General features: G+C 61.7%; 4 protein-coding genes. 3 read left to right on the top strand and 1 reads right to left on the bottom strand.

Going from position 1 to position 2,986, the window contains the following annotated elements; genetic code table 11:
• A partial coding sequence (locus tag EOD15_RS31840) for an outer membrane protein (RefSeq protein ID WP_148129740.1) occupies positions 1-407 on the top strand: 407 nt, incomplete at its 5' end.
• A 121-nt stretch (positions 408-528) separates the two neighbouring features.
• On the opposite strand, the gene EOD15_RS31835 is transcribed toward EOD15_RS31840, so the two are convergent.
• On the bottom strand, positions 529-1,125 hold the full coding sequence (locus EOD15_RS31835) for a glutathione S-transferase family protein (RefSeq protein ID WP_127319025.1): 597 nt from the start codon (positions 1,123-1,125) through the stop codon (positions 529-531).
• Positions 1,126-1,251: 126 nt separating this feature from the next.
• Here EOD15_RS31835 and EOD15_RS36035 point away from each other — a divergent pair, with 126 nt between their 5' ends.
• Positions 1,252-2,124 carry a hypothetical protein gene (locus EOD15_RS36035; protein WP_185929132.1) on the top strand — a complete coding sequence of 291 codons (873 nt, stop codon included), beginning with the start codon at positions 1,252-1,254 and terminating at the stop codon, positions 2,122-2,124.
• A gap of 465 nt (positions 2,125-2,589) precedes the next feature.
• Positions 2,590-2,895, top strand: a complete 306-nt coding sequence (locus tag EOD15_RS31820; RefSeq protein ID WP_127319031.1) for a transcriptional regulator — start codon at positions 2,590-2,592, stop codon at positions 2,893-2,895.
• The last annotated feature ends 91 nt before the right edge of the window (positions 2,896-2,986 follow it).

The following is a 2,986-nucleotide window of genomic DNA, read 5'->3' as shown; positions in this document are numbered from 1 at the left end:
ACAGCGGCGGCTACCAGTGGCAGCAGGAGAACTTCGTCTACGGCGCTGAAGCCGAACTCGGCTACAACGGCGTCAAGGGCGACGAGAATGGCGTCAATTCCAAGGCAGGGTTCGAAGGCTCGCTGCGTGCCCGTCTTGGCTACGCCGTGACCCCGGAAATCCTGCTCTATGGCACCGGCGGTCTCGCCGGAAGAAGCCTGAAGGTCGAAGACGACCTGTATGGTTCGGACCGCGCCACGATGCTCGGCTGGACCGCCGGTCTCGGCACCGACATCAAGCTGACCGACAATGTCTTCGGCCGCGTCGAGTATCGTTACACCGACTTCGGCAGCAAGAGCTTCGACGGCATCGGCAAGGTCAAGGCCACCGACAACCGCGTCACCTTCGGCGTCGGTATGAAGTTCTAAGTCGTTCAAGCCACGACACGAAAAAGCCGGGCCTCGCGCCCGGCTTTTTTTGTGTCTGAGTGATTTTCCCGGGCGGTGATCGAACCGATAACCCGGGAAATCAATTCCGGGCAATCGGCGGTCAACCGGGAATGCAGGGCTTCAGTTCCGGAAACTTCTCGTCAAAGCGTGCTGCCCATCGCGTCAGCCGGGCGCGACCCTTCTCCCATTTTCCGGCAAAACGCAGCGAGAGATAGCCAAGGCAGGCGCGCAGCGCCATCTGGCCGGCGGTGATCTTCTTCGGCAGCTTCGGCGGGTTGGCATTCAGCAGGTCGAGTGCCGCCGTGATCTTCGCCCACTGGCGATCGAGCCAGGGCTGATAGACCATCTCCTCGGGCCGCGTGCGCCTTTCATAGACCATCGACAGCGCGCAGTCGCAAATGCCGTCGGCCAACGCCTCCAGCACTTCAGCCTCGAGCCGCTTGTCGGGATTGCGTGGAAAAAGCGCGCTCTTCGACAAACGGTTGAGATGCTGGGTGATGGCGCGACTGTCATGGATGGAGCGACCGTCATCGAGCACCAGAACCGGGATCTTGCCGAGCGGGTTGGCGCCGATCAGTTCGGCCGGTTTGTCGTCGGTTTTGACCGCAACCGTTTCGATGTCGATGCCGGCATAGGCGGCTGCCATGCGCACTTTGGAACTGTAGGGAGAGGAGGACGCATAGAGCAGTCTGGGCATGATCGGTTTCCTGTTTTGCAGGCCGGCAGTGTTGACCGATCAAGCGCGATCGAGCAATGGCCAGAAGCGGAAAACCCGGCCGCCAGCGAGCGGACTCATCGGCCGGGGCCGTTTGGCGAGCGCTCCATGAAGACGGTGCTTGATCACATAGTCGCCGAGTTGCCAGAATCGCAGGGATCACTCAGCCGACAGCCAAGACCGAAGGGCCTCGCGCCGACATTTCATCAAGCGCATGAATGGCACAAAAAGCCCCACCGGACTCCGCCCTATGGCGAAGTCCTGGGAGCTGCGAAAAGATATCCTCCGTCCGCCTCTGTTCTCGCCTTCCGACTGCCAAACAACGAACGGGGCGCCTGTCAGGCACCCGCCCTTGATTGTTTCGGCACCGCCCCCGGCGAGGGAAGACGCGACTACTTCTTGCCGGCCTTCGCGGGTGCTGCCTTCGGCTTGGCCGCAGGTGCCGCTTTCTTCACCGGTGCTGAAGATTTCGCTGCCGCAGCCTTCTTTGCCGGAGCAGCCTTCGCAGCCGGCTTCTTGGCCGGTGCAGCCTTGGCAGGTGCAGCCTTGGCAGCCGGTTTTTTTGCAGGTGCTGCCTTCTTCGCTGCGGGTTTCGCCGCAGCCTTCGCTGCAGGCTTCTTGGCTGGTGCCGCCTTCGCCGCCGGCTTTGCCGCTGCCTTGGCGGGTGCTGCTTTCTTCACTGCCGGTTTCGCAGCAGCTTTCGCTGCCGGCTTCTTGGCCGGTGCTGCTTTTGCCTTGGCCGCCGCGGCCTTCGGCTTGGCAGCGGGTGCTGCTTTCTTCACTGCAGCTGCGACCTTCGCCGTCGCTGCTTTTGCGGGTGCTTTCTTTGCCGGTGCCTTCGACGCCGGCGCTTTGGATGACTGCTTAGCCATGCGATGCCCCTTCCGTTGTGCCGACGGCCGTAATGACCCGGCGCGCTCATGCATATCTGACTCGCGGCTTGCTAGCCAGCGAAGCAATAGACTGATTTTCGCAACTTAACTTTCGGTTACGATCGGCACATGATCGTGCTGATCGTCGCAGAAATTCACTGCTGATCTTCGACCATCGGCTAGTATGTGTCGCCGACATTCTCCACTCTCCGCGGGAGCGCTCTTCTCGTGAAGCTCCGAAGATCAGCGAACAGCTTTGCGTGTCGATCTTCGTTCGCCAATATCATGACCACAGCCTCAGCGGTGCGATCATCTCATGCAGGCGGACGATCTATACTGCAATGCGACAGCCGGCCAATGCATCACCTTGTCAAGCGCGATCGCAGACCCGATTGCTCGTGAATTGACAGACAACTCTATATGGCAGAGTATTCTGCACAGCATGCCGGAGTACTTCGATGTCCATCGCACAGGGGCAAATGGCGCTGTCGCCGTTCGAGATTGCCAAGACGGTCCGCCACGGCGGCGGCATGGTTGTCGGTGGCCTCCGGCTTGGCTGCACCGGAGCCGATCGATGAGTGCCGACGAAATCATCCACCAGAGCACTCGGCTCAGGATCATGGCCGCGCTGAACATGCTGGAAAGGCGCCAAACGCTGGACTTCACCGGGCTGAAGGCCATCGTGGACGTCACCGACGGCAATCTCGGCGCGCATCTCGATACGCTGGCCAGGGCCGGTTATGTCGACATCGAAAAGCTGTTCGTCGGCCGCCGGCCGCAGACGCGCGTCAGGGCGACGACCAGCGGACGGCGCGCGTTCCGCGGCCACGCCGCATTCCTGCGCAAAATCATCGATCAGGCGATGCCGCGCAGGAAATAGCGCGGCGACTGGGCAATCCGCTCAGGCAACAACGGCAACGCCGGCGCCGATCATCACACCGCCCGCCGCGCGGTTCACCCGGCGTACGATC

The sequence above is a fragment of the Mesorhizobium sp. M7A.T.Ca.US.000.02.2.1 genome, from assembly GCF_003996995.1.
Classification (GTDB): Bacteria; Pseudomonadota; Alphaproteobacteria; order Rhizobiales; family Rhizobiaceae; genus Mesorhizobium.
Note: the sequence above shows the minus strand (reverse complement) of the source record. Positions and strands in the feature narration are given on the sequence as shown.

Bases quoted from the DNA above. Each gene is read 5' to 3' on its own strand.
- EOD15_RS31835 (WP_127319025.1), bottom strand. From the start codon at position 1,125: ATGCCCAGACTGCTCTATGCGTCCTCCTCTCCCTACAGTTCCAAAGTG.
- EOD15_RS36035 (WP_185929132.1), top strand. From the start codon at position 1,252: ATGAAGACGGTGCTTGATCACATAGTCGCCGAGTTGCCAGAATCGCAG.
- EOD15_RS31820 (WP_127319031.1), top strand. From the start codon at position 2,590: ATGAGTGCCGACGAAATCATCCACCAGAGCACTCGGCTCAGGATCATG.